General features: G+C 69.3%; 10 protein-coding genes and 3 pseudogenes. 9 read left to right on the forward strand and 4 right to left on the reverse strand.

Annotated features, from left to right (window positions below):
• Window positions 1-186: 186 nt before the first annotated feature.
• Entirely contained in the window at window positions 187-540 is a 354-nt protein-coding gene (locus AB0M79_RS22780) for a hypothetical protein (RefSeq protein WP_357542829.1), read from the forward strand.
• Window positions 541-640: 100 nt separating this feature from the next.
• Here the strand turns inward: AB0M79_RS22780 and AB0M79_RS22785 are convergent, their stop codons facing one another.
• Window positions 641-1,111: a M15 family metallopeptidase gene (locus AB0M79_RS22785; protein WP_364217083.1), complete on the reverse strand. Its 471-nt coding sequence runs from the start codon at window positions 1,109-1,111 to the stop codon at window positions 641-643.
• A gap of 281 nt (window positions 1,112-1,392) precedes the next feature.
• Here AB0M79_RS22785 and AB0M79_RS22790 point away from each other — a divergent pair, with 281 nt between their 5' ends.
• Window positions 1,393-2,088: a response regulator transcription factor gene (locus tag AB0M79_RS22790; RefSeq protein WP_357542825.1), complete on the forward strand. Its 696-nt coding sequence runs from the start codon at window positions 1,393-1,395 to the stop codon at window positions 2,086-2,088.
• 9 nt (window positions 2,089-2,097) lie between these two features.
• Window positions 2,098-3,177, forward strand: coding sequence for a HAMP domain-containing sensor histidine kinase (locus AB0M79_RS22795; RefSeq protein ID WP_364217087.1), 1,080 nt, complete (start codon window positions 2,098-2,100; stop codon window positions 3,175-3,177).
• Window positions 3,178-3,227: 50 nt separating this feature from the next.
• On the opposite strand, the gene AB0M79_RS22800 is transcribed toward AB0M79_RS22795, so the two are convergent.
• A complete protein-coding gene (locus AB0M79_RS22800) occupies window positions 3,228-3,614 on the reverse strand; it encodes a VOC family protein (RefSeq protein ID WP_357542931.1) in 387 nt (128 codons plus the stop codon).
• On the reverse strand, window positions 3,614-3,910 hold the full coding sequence (locus tag AB0M79_RS22805; RefSeq protein WP_357542821.1) for a metalloregulator ArsR/SmtB family transcription factor: 297 nt from the start codon (window positions 3,908-3,910) through the stop codon (window positions 3,614-3,616). Before AB0M79_RS22805 ends, AB0M79_RS22800 begins: the two co-directional genes overlap by 1 nt.
• A 177-nt stretch (window positions 3,911-4,087) precedes the next feature.
• Between AB0M79_RS22805 and AB0M79_RS22810 the strand changes: the two genes are divergently transcribed.
• Window positions 4,088-4,501, forward strand: a complete 414-nt coding sequence (locus tag AB0M79_RS22810) for a DUF1622 domain-containing protein (protein WP_364217091.1) — start codon at window positions 4,088-4,090, stop codon at window positions 4,499-4,501.
• Between the two features lie 335 nt (window positions 4,502-4,836).
• The gene (locus AB0M79_RS22815) at window positions 4,837-6,207 is read left to right on the forward strand and encodes an MFS transporter (RefSeq protein ID WP_364217094.1); all 1,371 of its coding nucleotides are present in this window, start codon (window positions 4,837-4,839) and stop codon (window positions 6,205-6,207) included.
• A 103-nt stretch (window positions 6,208-6,310) separates the two neighbouring features.
• Here the strand turns inward: AB0M79_RS22815 and AB0M79_RS22820 are convergent.
• A pseudogene (locus AB0M79_RS22820) lies at window positions 6,311-6,443 on the reverse strand (IS5/IS1182 family transposase); the annotation flags it as partial.
• Window positions 6,444-6,500: 57 nt separating this feature from the next.
• Here AB0M79_RS22820 and AB0M79_RS22825 point away from each other — a divergent pair.
• From AB0M79_RS22825 to AB0M79_RS22840, 4 genes and pseudogenes are all read left to right on the forward strand, one after another.
• Window positions 6,501-6,819 (forward strand): annotated as a pseudogene (locus AB0M79_RS22825) (IS5/IS1182 family transposase); the annotation flags it as partial.
• Window positions 6,820-6,952: 133 nt separating this feature from the next.
• Window positions 6,953-7,761, forward strand: a pseudogene (locus AB0M79_RS22830) (ABC transporter ATP-binding protein).
• A gap of 5 nt (window positions 7,762-7,766) precedes the next feature.
• A complete protein-coding gene (locus AB0M79_RS22835) occupies window positions 7,767-9,644 on the forward strand; it encodes a hypothetical protein (RefSeq protein ID WP_364217097.1) in 1,878 nt (625 codons plus the stop codon).
• Window positions 9,645-9,859: 215 nt separating this feature from the next.
• Complete coding sequence (locus tag AB0M79_RS22840; protein ID WP_364217100.1) at window positions 9,860-12,850, forward strand: family 16 glycoside hydrolase; 2,991 nt, start codon at window positions 9,860-9,862, stop codon at window positions 12,848-12,850.
• Window positions 12,851-12,906: the final 56 nt, after the last annotated feature.

Below are 12,906 nucleotides of genomic sequence, written 5' to 3' on the forward strand. Positions count from 1 at the left end.
TGACGCCCTTGGATGCCAAAGAAGACATCAACGGCACCGCCGGACGACAGCGTCCCGACTCCGGGGGCGCGGACCCTGGTCGCACGGATTGAGTACCGCGCTACTCACGACGGGTCACCGCGGCGTGGCTAGCTTCGGTTCTGGTGTCCGATCCCGGGCACCTGCCAATTCTCTTGGAGGTCAACAATGCACCGGAAGCGAATTGCGACCCTGGCGGCCGCTCCCCTCGCGCTGCTCATCGGATCGGCGGTCTTGTCCGCGTCGACCGCCAATGCCTCTCATTCGACGGTGCCGGCCGTGGCGAGCTCCACCTGCAATGCGCCCGACGCTGAAAAGATCCTCACCGTCGAGGAGGGGATCGCGCTCCTGAAGAAATGCTCGGCCCGGGCCGACGCGGCGGCCCCGGGATGGCACTGGATGGGCAATTACGGCTCGGTCTACGATGTGGTCGCCGTTGCGAACGGTGGCGGAATCGGCCCCGGCGAACTCATCGCCCAGCCGCAGTCCTCGGGTCTGGTCCCGAGCTTCATGTACTACTGACGCCACTTCCGTAGTTCGTGCTCGTCACGGTACGGCCGCCACATCCGTGACACGGCGGCCGTGCCGGTGAGTTCGCCCCGATCCCCGTCCGGGATCGGCTTCAGAGCGGGCCGCCGAAAGGCGGTGCATCCGAGTGCATCCTGGGGTCGTGGGTGGGGTCGGGATACATGGGTGGACAGCCGTGGTCGACTGCTTCCGGACGCAGTTCGAAGTGCCAGGACTCGTTGCCGTAGATCTGGCACAGCCCGTATTCGGCGCCGTGCCGGGAAAGCCAATACGTGGCGTCGAACGGTCCGATGTCGATCGCGTCGCCCGAGACATGGGCGGAGGTCTCGGCCGTGGCCACCCAGCGGGCCGCCTCTTCCGCCGAGCCATACACGGAGACAGCTTCCCGGAGCAACTGTTCCTGGTATTCCGGCGACCGCCATCCGCTGTTGACCCGGAAGACGACATCGCTCCCGGCGGCGTCCGTCGCCGCCCGGCGAAGGGCATCGCGCAGATCCGGATCCAGGTTCGCCACCGACGGAATCCGGTCATCGAACACCGACACCACCACACCGTCGGGGATCACCCCGTCAGCCTCGTCGGGCGCCTCCCCCCAGATCCCGAGCAGTACGTCGACGGGTGACGAGGCTGACGACGATGACGAGGTCAGCGACCGGTAGCCGATGGACGCGGCGATCCCGGCGATGACGACCACCAGAATGACAAGAACCGTCTTCGGACTCCGGCGGGGTGCTGTTCGCATTGGTGCACTGGGGTTCATGCCTCCAGTCGAGGCGGAACAGTGTTGCCAGCCCGTATGCGGTTTCCGATATGCCGACGATATACGCCGACCCGTAGCATCGCGGCATGCGCGTGTTGATCGTGGAGGACGAACCCTACCTGGCGGAGGCCGTCCGCGACGGGCTGCGCCTGGAGGCGATCGCGGCGGACATCGCCGGCGACGGCGACACCGCTCTGGCGCTGCTGAGCATCAACACCTATGACATCGCAGTGCTCGACCGGGACATCCCCGGCCCGTCCGGCGACGAGATCGCGGCACGCATCGTCGCCTCCGGCAGCGGCCTGCCGATCCTCATGCTCACCGCCGCCGACCGGCTCGACGACAAGGTTTCCGGATTCGAACTCGGCGCCGACGACTACCTCACGAAACCCTTCGCACTCCGCGAACTCGTCCTCAGGATCAGAGCGCTCGACCGCAGGAGCCCCCAGCACCGGCCGCCCGTACGGGAGATCGCGGGCCTGCGGCTGGACCCCTTTCGCCGCGAGGTCTACCGCGACGGCCGCTACGTCGCACTCACCCGCAAGCAGTTCGCCGTACTCGAAGTCCTGGTCAGGGCTGAAGGTGGCGTCGTCAGCGCCGAAGAGCTGCTGGAACGCGCGTGGGACGAGAACGCCGACCCGTTCACCAACGCGGTCCGCATCACCGTCTCGGCACTGCGCAAGCGCCTCGGGGAGCCGTGGCTGATCGCCACCGTGCCCGGCGTCGGATACCGCATCGACGCGGGACCGGGCACCGACGGCGAAGCAGCCGGCCGTGGGTAGGTCACCCGGATGAGCGTTCGCCTCAAACTCGCACTGAGCTACGCCGGGTTCCTCGTCCTCGCCGGTGTCCTGCTGCTCGCCGCCGTGTGGGTGTTCCTGCTGCGCTACGTGCCGGACAGTGCGATCAACACCACCGCGGGCTTCGTACCCAACCGCTCGGACCTTCTACGCGCCTTCACCCCGGCGGCTGCCGCCGTGCTGTCGTTCCTGCTCGTGTTCGGCCTCCTGGGCGGGTGGATCCTCGCCGGCCGCATGCTCGCACCTCTTGATCGCATCACCGATGCCACCCGGTCGGCCGCGAACGGATCCCTCTCCCACCGGATCCGGCTGGCGGGCCGCGACGACGAGTTCCGGGAGCTCGCCGACGCCTTCGACACCATGCTCGCGCGCCTCGAAGCGCACGTCGCCGAACAGCGAAGGTTCGCGGCCAACGCCTCCCACGAACTGCGTACGCCGCTCGCCATCACCCAGGCCCTGCTCGACGTGGCACGTCACGATCCGACCCGAGACGCCGGTGAACTGGTCGAACGCCTCCACACGGTCAACGGGCGGGCGATCGAACTCACCGAGGCGCTGCTGCTGCTCAGCCGCGCCGACCAGAGATCCTTCGCCCGGGAGCCCGTCGACCTTTCCCTGGTCGTGGAGGAGGCGGTCGAGACGCTGCTGCCGCTGGCCGAGAAACGTGGAGTCCTCCTCCACATCTCCGGCGACATCGCCCGCACCGTCGGCTCGGCGGCGCTTCTGCTGCAGATGGCCACGAACCTCGTACACAACGCGATCTCGCACAACCTCCCCGACAATGGCGCGGTGTGGGTCAGCACCGCCGTCCACGCCGAATCGGTCATGCTCGCTGTCGAGAACACCGGCGAAAGGCTCTCACCAAGGCTGGTCTCGACACTCACCGAGCCGTTCCAACGCGGCACCGAACGCATCCGGGGAAACGACCACGCGGGGGTCGGCCTCGGCCTGGCGATCGTGAAAAGCATCGTCGACGCACACGACGGAACCCTGGCCATCAACTCGCGCCCGGCGGGTGGCCTCCGCATCGCGGTGAAATTGCCCACCGCACCGCCACGCATCGACCGATAGGCATCGGATCGCCTTCTCCGCCCTTGGCCACCCGCTCGGCGATGCCGCCGCTACTTCATGGCGGCGATCTGGATCAGGTTGCCGCAGGTGTCGTCGAATACGGCGGTGACCACCGGCCCCAGGTCGGTCGCCTCCTGGGTGAACTCGACGCCGAGGCCCTTGAGCCGCTCGACCTCGGCGTACACGTCGTCGACGGCGAACTGGGTGTACGGGATGCCGTCGTCGACCAGTGCCTTCTTGAACGGACCTGCGGCCGGGTGGCCGTCCGGCTCCAGCAGCAGCTCGACACCGTCGGGGTTGGCCGGCGACACCACGGTGAGCCAGCGGGCCCCGCCGGCCGGCACGTCGGTCTTCTTGATGAACCCGAGCTTCTCGGTGTAAAAGGCGAGCGCCTTGGCCTGGTCGTCGACGAGCACGCTGGTGATGTTGATACGAATCACGGGTTCGGTTCCTCTCGGTCAATGGGCCACCGCGCGACGATCGAGCGCAGCGGGCTCGTGTCGATGTGGTGGAACTTGAATCGGCCCTGCCGCCGGGTGTGCACCAGGCCGGCCTGTTCGAGCACCGCGAGGTGCTGCGAGATCGCCTGACGCGAGGAGGCCAGGCCATGCTTCATGGTCAGCCGGCCGCAGATCTCGAAGAGCGTCTGGCCGTCCCTGTCGGCCAGCTCGTCCAGGATGATCCGTCGCGTCGCGTCACCGAGGGCCTTGAACAGGTCGGGGTTCGCCTCCACACACACAGTTATAGGCAAGCGCTCACTTGCCTGTCAAGCTGGTCGCGACCGAATCCGGCAGCCCCTTCAGCCGAAGATGGCGAAACCCGCCTGGCCCGTACGCCGGATGGGCGATGGTGGAGTATCGCCCGGCGCGGCCACGTGCCGGAGCGGTACGGCTCGTGTCCGGGGGTGGCGGTGTCGGCCAGGGAGGTCGTCCAGTGGATCGGCGGTCTGCTTGACCTCGCCGGGGTCCTCGTCATCGCGGTCGGCGTGCTCGTCACCTCGGTGGCCTTCCTGCGCGGTTACCGGCGGGACCACCAGCGGGGCGATGCCTACCGGTCGTACCGGCAGGGGGTCGGGCGGGCGATCCTGCTGGGACTGGAACTGCTCGTCGCCGGCGACATCATCCGGACGGTGGCGGTGTCCCCGACATTCCACAGCGTCGGTGTCCTCGCCCTGATCGTCGTCGTCCGTACGCTTCTCAGCTTCACCCTCGAGGTGGAGCTCGAGGGGCGCTGGCCGTGGCAGTCCCGGGCGGCACGGAGCGGGCCTTCCCCGGAAGCAGCCGCACCGGGCGATCAACCGCCGGCGAAACCCGAGCCCCGGTAGCGAGTCCCGCCCTCGGACACTCACTGAAGCGCGCGGTAGTTACGACTTAGAGGGGTCGCGCGGATAGGTGCTCCTGACGCGCCTCTGGGTGGTCGGTGTCCGCTGCTAGGCTGAACAGCATGTCAGGCGCATCGTGCTCGGCCGCTTGCGCGGCAGTGACCAGGACGTCCCGCTAGCGGCGGGACGTTCGACTCACAGCACCACCCACATGGAACGTCCAGCCGCTTCGGGATCAGTCCGGAGCGGCCCTTTGTGCTGCTCGGAAACTCTTCAGAGCGACGGAGCACTCGATGCTTTTAGGCGTTTCTTCTTCCCGTGGGCAAAGCCCGTCTCCCATGCGCGCATGGCTCGTGCTGTGCGCGATGGCGATGCTGCAGTTCTTCATCGCGGTCGACGTGACCGTGGTCAACATCGCGCTGCCCTCGATCGGCGCGGATCTCGGTGTCGGTGGCCAATCGCTGACCTGGGTAGTGGTCGGCTACACCATCACCGGCGGCGGGCTTCTGATGCTCGGCGGTCGCCTCGGCGACCTGCTGGGCCGCCGCCGCACGCTGTTGGTCGGCACGACCCTGTTCGGCGCCGCATCACTGTTGGCGGGCCTGGCCCCCTCGTTCGCCGTTCTGGTGGTCGCGCGCCTCGTGCAGGGCGCTGGCGAGGCCATCGCACTGCCGGCCGCGATGGCCACCATCGTGCTGATGTTCCCCGAGGGTCCACGCCGGTCGCGGGCTTTGAGTGTGTGGGCCGCGGTCGCCAGCTGCGGACTGGTGCTCGGGTTCGCCCTCTCTGGAATCATCACCGCCCACCTCGGCTGGCGCTGGATCTTCCTGATCTCGGTGCCCTTCATCCTGGCCGTGATCGTGGCCGCGATCGTGCTCGTCCAGGCCGACCGCCCCGCCTCCCGTGAACGGGCCCGGCTGGACCTGCCGGGCGCGCTTCTGCTGACCGCCTGCCCGCTGCTGTTCACCTACGCCGCGGTCGAGGCAGGCGAACCCGGAACGAGCCCGCGGGTGAGCCTGGTGGCGCTGGCCGGTGCGGTGCTGGCCGCCGCCGGGTTCGTGCGGATCGAGTCGCGGTCCCCGAACCCGCTGGTGCCGCTGACCTTCTTCGCCAACCGCGCACGGATGAGTGCGAACCTGACGACGATGCTGCTCAGCGGGGCGTTGTCGACATCGTTCCTGCTATTCACGTTCTACCTGCAGCACCGGCTCGGGATCGGTCCGCTGGGAGCCGGGCTCACGATGCTGCCGTTGGCCGTCGCGCTGATCGCGGCCTCGGTTCTCGTGCCTCGGATGCTGGGCCGTTGGGGAGCACGCACGTGCGTGCTGGCAGGCCTCGGAGCCGCCGCGGGTGCGATGACGGTGATCGCGCTCGTGGCAACCCTGGGTGCCGGGGCGGCGTGGCTGCTGCCGGCGATGCTGCTGATCGCCGCCGGGATGGGCTTCGGGCTGGTGGGGCTGCAGTACATCGCGGTCACCGGAGCCACAGACGAGGACGCTGGGATCGCCTCCGGCGTCCAGCGAGCAGCCGACCAGCTCGGCGGGGCCAGCGGCGTAGCGGTCTACGTGGGCATCGGGTTCGCCCCCGCGGTGCACGCGGGCGACCCGTTCCTGATCGCAGCGGTGCTCGCCATCGCGGGGCTGGCCGTCGGTGCCGTGGTCATCAGCCGTTCCTCGGCCACGACGGAGCTGCAGCAGCAGGCCGAGTAGGAGACCGCGCCGCCACGCACTGCCATCCGGAAGCAGCGTGGCGGCGCGCCCCTCGGCTCGCTCCGCCAACGATCAGCAGAAGCTCACGTGCTCCTACTCCCCACCTGGCGCGCATCGTCGTGGCTGAGCAGGACTTGTCTGCGTGCTGCTGGTAGGTGCCGCCGAGGACGAGGCGGGCCAGCAGCTTGTCGAAGATGCCCCGGACGGGGACACGGGGTCGGTGGCAGCCCCAACGGGCGGACCACGGTGTGTTCAGGAAGGAACACCTGGAACTGGTCCCAGAAGGGTCGGTGACAAGGCGCGACGAATGGATCAGCGCAGGCGTCTCCGAGCAGCTCCACCGCCTGGCGCTGAGGGCGAACGACGAGACCATCGGACTCGGCCTGCGTAACCTCGTGATCGGCGGATGCATCATCGTCAAGGCACCGTACGGAGGAGAGGACACAGGCCGTAACCCTGTCGACCGCGGCAAGTCAGACCTCAAGAGATCGTGCTCGTGGACGGCAGCGGTACCCCGATTGGGTGAGTCCCGACCGGAGCCAACCGAAACGACTCCCCCCGCTCCTGCGTCCCCCGCTCGAGACTCTCGCCGTGTTCGGGTCCCTGCTTCCGGCGCCTGGTACGCCAGTCCTGGCACGCTACAGGTGGAATGGACGTCCGACTCAAAACCCTTGACCGACTGTCTATCCGCACAACCTCTTACGATGGGGTCCCAGCGGTTCCCCCGAGGCAGCCGAGGCCAGCGATGCCGAGACCGATCCGGAAGGCCACCGGCCCACCCAGGCCGGCAGAGGACGGGGTCCCGGCGCTTCTCCTCGCCGGCCTGACCAAGACCTTCGGCGACGCCACCGCGGTCGACCACGTCGACCTCAGCGTCCCGGCGGGATCGTTCTTCGGCCTGGTCGGGCCGAACGGCGCCGGCAAGACGACGGCGTTGTCGATGGCGGTCGGGCTGTTACGCCCCGACGCCGGCAGCTCGGCGGTGTTCGGCGCCGACATGTGGTCCGACCCGGTACGGGCCAAAGCCCTGATCGGGGTGCTGCCCGACAACCTCGCGTTGCCCGAGCGGCTCTGACCGGGCGGGAACTCCTCACGTTTCTCGGCCAGCTCCGCGGCCTCGATCCGGCCGCGGTCACCGCGCGGGTCCACGAGCTGATCGACGTGATGGACCTGACGCACGCCGAACGGACACTGGTCGTCGACTACTCGACCGGCATGCGAAAGAAGATCGGTCTGGCGACCGCGCTGCTGCACGCACCCCGGCTCCTGGTGCTCGACGAGCCGTTCGAGGCGGTCGACCCGGTGTCGGCGGTGGCGTTGAAGCAGATCCTGGCGCGGTTCGTCGCCGGCGGCGGTTCGGTGGTGCTGTCCAGCCATGTCATGGCGCTCGTCGAGCAGCTATGCGACACGGTGGCCATCATGGTCAAGGGCAAGGTGGTGACGGCCGGCCCGCTGGACGAGGTCCGGGGCCGGGGTTCCCTCGAGGAGACCTTCGTCCGGGTGGCCGGCGGTGACGCCCGGGCCTCGGAAGGGCTGTCGTGGTTGGCGTCCTGATCCGGATGAAGCTGGCCATCATCCGGAACTCGATGACCGGTGGCCGGGCCGCGTTGATGGTCGTCGGCGGCACGCTCGGCCTCCTGGTCGCCGCCGCCACCATCTGGCTCAGCCTGCTCGACCCGGCCGGCCCCGGCGTGGTCCCCGACCTGCTCGCGACGGCATACCTGGTCTGGTTGCTCGGGTGGGTGGTCGGCCCGCTGTGGGGCGTCTCGTCGGTTCTGCGCGTCGACCACTTCGCGCTGCTGCCGTTGCCCCGCCGACGGCTGGCGGTCGGCCTGCTCGGTGCCGCGTTCCTCGGCGTCACCACCGCGGTGACGGCGCTGGCCTTCGTCAGCCTTGTCGTGTATGGCATCCGGCAGGGCGTGCTGCCGGCGCTCGTCGCGGTGCCCGCGGCCGCGCTGCAACTGGTGCTGGTGGTCCTGCTGTCCCGCGCATCCCACAGCGTGATCGGCCTGATCGCCCGGGGACGCGTCGGCTCGGCGTTCACCGGGCTCCTGCTCGCCGCGTTCCTGATACTCACCCAGTCCGGCTGGGTCGTCGTCGTCGCGATCGCGTACTCGGAGGTGCTCACCACCGGTTTCCCGTCGGCGTACTCGACCGTGGTGCGGGCGGTTCCGTCCGGATGGGGCGTGGTCGCCGTCGACTCCGCCCACAGTGGGCAGTGGTGGCGCGTGGCCGGTGTGCTGGTGGCCATAGTCGCGCTGATCGGGCTGCTGCTGCTCGGGTGGAGCCGTACCCTGGGCTCGTTCCGCCACGGCCAGGCGACGATCCGCGGGAGCGCCCACGTGCCGGCCGCCACCGGGCCCGTGCTCGCCGGCCGCACCGCCGCCGTCGTACGCAAGGAACTGCGCACCTGGTGGCGGGACCCGGGGCGGATTCACCTGCTGGCGATCGTCCTCGGGTGGGCGTTGGGAACCGCGCTGCTGCCGCTGGCCCTGGGTTGGACGGCGGCGCTTCCGTGGGCCGGGCCGGGCCTGGCGTTGATGGCGGCCACGGTCGTCTGCAACCTCTACGGCTCGGACGGCACCGCGCTGTGGCTGACCCTGCAGACCAGCACCGAACGGGAGGACCTGCGCGGCCGGCAGTGGGCATACCTGCTGGTGTTCGGTCCCCTCACGGTCGCCGTCACGGTCGGGCTCACGATCTGGAGCGGATACACGTGGGCGTGGCCGTGGTTGCTCGCCCTGGTGCCGGCCCTGCTCGGCGGCGGCGTGGGCCTGGCCGGGTACGCCTCGGTCTTCGCGCTGGCGCCCGGCCCGGACGCGCACCGGCGACCGGACAACCCGCTCGAGCAGGCCGGGAGCACCTGGCAGTCCCAGGTGCTGTTCTGGGCCGCCCTGCTGCCACCGGTCCCGGCGGTCGCCCTGGTCGTTGCCGGCACCGTGTTCGACAATGCCGCGCTGCGGTGGGCCGGTGGCCCGGTCGGGCTGGTCACCGGCGTCTTCCTCAGCTGGTGGTTGGGGCGGGTCGCGATCGAGCGGCTGCGGGCCGCCGGCCCGGAGATGCTGTTCCTGATGCGTACCGGGCACCCCTCGAAGACCACGACCGTCGCGGCGCCGGTCGACGTACCCAAGGTCAAGCTGTCCGGGCGGGAGAGTCTCGTCGCGGTGCTCTCCTGGGTTCTCGGCCCGCTCTGCCTGCTCCCGCAGGGCGTGGTGCCGGCGGTGATCCTGCTCGCCGGCGCCGATCTGAAGCTGTGGTTCCTCGCGTTGTACTTCCCGGACCCGCTGCGCTGGCCGGTCGCCGTCCTCATGGTGCTGCTCGGGATCTTCCTCGTCCACCGGGCGATCCGGCTCACCCTCAAGAGCGGCCGGCCGGCACCCGTCCGCCCCGGGGACCGGTCGTCCGGGCGCGTCGATCAGGAGTTCGAGTCGGTCTGATCCGTCCCGCGTCCCGCCAGCGGCGCCAACCCCAGACCTTTCGTCTCGCGATAGCAAAAGTTTGACTGCCACGCCGCAAAGGTCTTGCAGGTTCGACGAATGTGGCCGATCATTTCCCCCAGCCGCCAATCGAGGAACATCTTCGTCCCCCGAGCAGGCGCCCTCGGCGATGGTCCCGACGGCGGCTCCCAAGGGCACCGTCGAAGGGGGAGGGAATGTCTCCACGCCCATCACGAACGAACCGGCCGGCCATGCTGCTCGGCGTCGCGCTGCTCGCCTCGCTGGCCGTCGTCGCCACGTCGCCGGCCGCCGCCCAGGCCGCGGACCTGCCACCCCAGCAGCCGGGGGTGACGCTACGTACGTACGACGTGCGGGTGCCACTCACCGAGATCTGCACCCTCAAGCCGAGCCAGACCCCGAACATCGACAAGCTGATGCCGGACATCGACTGGTCCACAGCCGACGAATTCGGGCTGGAGAACAACTTCGTCACACACGCGCTCGGCTACATCCACATCCCCACCGCCGGGTCGTACACGTTCCGGCTGACCAGCGACGACGGTTCCCGCCTCTACATCGACGACGCGGTGGTGGTCGACCACGACGGGCTGCACGGCGCGACGTCGAAGGACGGCAGCGTCACGCTGACCGAGGGGCACCACGCGCTGCGGGTCGAATACTTCGAGGCCGGCGGCGGCCAGCAGCTCACCCTGTCGTGGCAGCCGCCGGGCGCGGCCGGGTTCGCCGTCGTACCCACCTCGGTGCTGAGCACGGACGCCGAGGCGGTGCGGGTGGTCTCGCCCGGACGCAAGGAGTGCGAGGGTGTCGCCGACACCCCGGGCGACGGGCTTCCGCTCGATTCCGTGCACCCCGACTACACCCTCACCGACCTGCGGCCGGACGGCTTCCAGCCGCAGGTCTCGGGCATGGACTGGACCCCCGACGGCCGGCTGGTCATTGCCACCTGGGGCGGCAGCAACCAGGTGCTCGGCGAGGTGTACATCGTGGAGAACGTGACCGGGGCGACCGGCCCCGACCAGGTCACCTACAAGCGGGTCGCCAGCGGGCTGCGGGAGCCGATGGGCGTGGCGGTGGTCGACGGCACCATCTACGTCTCACAGAAGCACGAGCTAACCGAACTGCGCGACACCGACGGCGACGAGGTCGCCGACGAGCACCGTACGGTGGCCACCTGGCCGTACGGCGGCAACTTCCACGAGTTCGCCTTCGGGCTGCTCTACAAGGGCGGCAACTTCTACCTCAACCTCTCGGTCGCGATCGACTACGGCGGCGCCACCACCGACCCGCAGCCGGTCGGCAACCGCGGCACCAGCGTCGTGGTGAACCGGCGCACCGGCAAGATCAGCTACGTCGCCGGCGGCCTGCGCACCCCGAACGGCATCGGATGGGGACCGGAGCAGGAACTCTTCGTCACCGACAACCAGGGCGGCTACCTGCCCGCCTCCAAGCTGGTCCGGATCGAGCAGGACCGCTTCTTCAACCACTACACCAATCCGGACGGGCCGTACGACGCCAACCCGGTGACCCGGCCGGTGCTGTGGCTGCCGCAGAACGAGATCGGCAACTCGCCGAGCACGCCGGTGCTGCTCAAGAAGGGTCCGTACCGCGGGCAGTTCCTGATCGGCGACGTCACCTACGGCGGGTTGCAGCGCGCGTACCTGGAGAAGGTCCACGGCGAGTACCAGGGCGCGGTGTTCCGGCACACCCAGGGGCTGGAGGCCGGCATCAACCGGGTTGCGCTCGGCCCCGACGGCGCGATCTACGTGGGCGGGCTCGGCGCCGACGGCAACTGGGGCCAGGCCGGCAAGCTCCGGTACGGGCTGCAGAAGCTGACGCCGAACGACAACCGGACCTTCGACATGAAGTCGATGAGCGCCACCCCGATCGGCTTCAAGATCGAATACACCCGACCGCTGTCGACCGCCACCATCCAGGACATCGCACAGCGCTACCGGCTCCAGCAGTGGCGCTACGCCCCGGCCCCCACGTACGGCGGGCCGAAGGTCGACGAGGAGACCCTGACGGTCACCGGGGTGAAGGTCTCCAACGACCGCAAGACGGTGACACTGACCGTCGACGGTCTCCAGGCCAACCGCGTGGTGCACCTGCGCTCGCCGCGCTCGTTCACCGCGTCCAACGGTGAGGAACTGTGGAGCACCGAGGCCTGGTACACCCTCAACGCCATCCCGGGCGCGCAGCCGGACCAGATCTTCTACGAGGCCGAGGAGGGCAACCGGGAGGGCGGCGCCGGGTTCGACACCGAGCACGCCGGCCACTCGGGCGTCGGGTTCGTGGACAACCTCGGCGGGCTGAACGCCTCCACCACCGTCCACGTCGACGTCAAGCGGGCCGGCGAGTACGAGGTCGGGCTGCGCTACAGCAACGGCCCCAACCCGTTCCAGGGCGACAAGACGATCAGCGTCTACGTCAACGGCCGCAAGGTCAAGCAGACCGTGTTGCCCACGACGGTCACCTGGAAGGAGTGGGCGACCAAGACCGAGCAGCTGACGCTGCGCCGCGGCGTCAACGCGATCCAGTACCGGGTGGACGCGACCGACACCGGACACGTCAACCTGGACCTGATCACCGTACGCAAACCCGGTGAACGGATCACCCTGTTCGACGGCGGCAGCCTGTCGGAGTGGCAGCACACCGACGGGCGCAGCGCGACCTGGCGGCGGGTGGACGGCGCCGCAATGGAGGTCTTCGGCGGCGACCTGCGCACCAAGCAGGCGTTCGGTGACTTCCGGCTGCACGTCGAGTTCAAGGTGCCGCTCCTGCCACCGGACGTCACCGGCCAGAACCGCGGCAACAGTGGCGTCTACCTCCAGGAGCGGTACGAGATCCAGGTCCTCGACTCCTACGGAGACCCGACCCTGGACAACAACGAGGCCGGCGCGATCTACCTGCAGAAGGCGCCGGACGTCAACGCCGCGACACCACCGGAGACCTGGCAGACGTACGACATCGAGTACCGCGCCGCGCGCTACGACAGCGCGGGCAACAAGACCGAGAACGCCCGGGTGACCGTGGTCTGGAACGGCGTACTCGTCCACGACGACGTCGCCATCACCGGCCCGACCGGCGGCAACATCCCGGAAGGACCGGCGACCGGGTCGATCCGCCTCCAGGATCACCAGAACACCGTGCAATACCGCAACATCTGGATCGAACCGCTGACCTGACGCCTCGGCGGCCGTGCCGGACCAGTCACTGGCCGGCACGGCCGCCGGGCGTCCCA

Source organism: Polymorphospora sp. NPDC051019 (assembly GCF_040683055.1).
In the GTDB taxonomy this organism is placed as follows: domain Bacteria; phylum Actinomycetota; class Actinomycetes; order Mycobacteriales; family Micromonosporaceae; genus Polymorphospora; species Polymorphospora lycopeni.

Excerpts from the sequence above, each read along its gene's own strand:
- AB0M79_RS22780 (WP_357542829.1), top strand. The coding sequence starts at position 187 with ATGCACCGGAAGCGAATTGCGACCCTGGCGGCCGCTCCCCTCGCGCTG.
- AB0M79_RS22790 (WP_357542825.1), top strand. The coding sequence starts at position 1,393 with ATGCGCGTGTTGATCGTGGAGGACGAACCCTACCTGGCGGAGGCCGTC.
- AB0M79_RS22795 (WP_364217087.1), top strand. The coding sequence starts at position 2,098 with ATGAGCGTTCGCCTCAAACTCGCACTGAGCTACGCCGGGTTCCTCGTC.
- AB0M79_RS22815 (WP_364217094.1), top strand. The coding sequence starts at position 4,837 with ATGCGCGCATGGCTCGTGCTGTGCGCGATGGCGATGCTGCAGTTCTTC.
- AB0M79_RS22835 (WP_364217097.1), top strand. The coding sequence starts at position 7,767 with ATGAAGCTGGCCATCATCCGGAACTCGATGACCGGTGGCCGGGCCGCG.
- AB0M79_RS22840 (WP_364217100.1), top strand. The coding sequence starts at position 9,860 with ATGTCTCCACGCCCATCACGAACGAACCGGCCGGCCATGCTGCTCGGC.